Raw genomic sequence first — 872 nt, forward strand, 5'->3', positions numbered from 1 at the left:
GACGATGACATCCGAGCTACACTGCGTAAACTGCGTCTTTCCACCTTCGCTGATATCTTTTTCGACCTAGTCGCCGCCGATGACGCCAACACCGCTCTACCGGAGGAAATCTTCCTCAAAGCCGTGGAAGAAACCGCGGCCAAGCGCCGGCAAACCAACATCGCAAAAGCCATCACCCAGGCGAAATTCCGCTATCCGGGAGCAACACTCGCCGAGCTGATCAACCCAGATGAACGAGGGTTGAATCTACGCCAGCTCAAACGACTAGCCGCAACACCCTGGCGCGACGAACCTTCCAATGTGCACGTCCTAGCGCCCACCGGTGCGGGTAAAACCTACATCGCCTGCGCTATCGGTATTGCTGCTTGCCAGGCTGAATACAGTGTCGCGTACTACCGGCTGGATCAGCTCGTCGATGAATTAGGGGCCTTCCTGCCAGCAGATGAACGCTATGTAGCTAAAATGCGCAAGCTACAAAACATTGATGTACTCATCCTCGATGATTTCCTGACCATAGGAATCAACCAGCGCGGACAAGAAGACCTAACCAAGATCATATTCGACCGCGACGGCAGACTGCCGACCATCATCGTCTCCCAGACAACCGCCGCCTACTGGGTGAAGAAACTACCCGACCCCATCGGCGCGGACTCACTGGTCAGCAGACTCAATGCCGGACAGCGCATCGAACTCGGCGACTACGACATGCGCCAACACCTGGCAAGCGCCACATATGGCGCCAACGAGTAGTCGATCGGATTAGAAGCCCGGCCGCTGGCCCCAACAGGGCCAGCGGCCCGGCCCTACCACCTAGTCGGAATCCAGCCCTACCACCGTTCCGCAACACCCCTACCAACAAGCCGCTCTCAGCA

At 57.3% G+C, this 872-nt stretch carries 1 protein-coding gene; it reads left to right on the forward strand.

What is annotated here, in order from left to right; translation table 11 throughout:
• Positions 1 to 750, forward strand: a 750-nt coding sequence (locus HMPREF2935_RS00005; protein WP_246817741.1) for an ATP-binding protein, incomplete at its 5' end; no start/stop codon positions are given.
• Positions 751 to 872 lie beyond the last annotated feature (122 nt).

Source organism: Corynebacterium sp. HMSC076D02, from assembly GCF_001813815.1.
GTDB classification, from domain to species: domain Bacteria; phylum Actinomycetota; class Actinomycetes; order Mycobacteriales; family Mycobacteriaceae; genus Corynebacterium; species Corynebacterium simulans.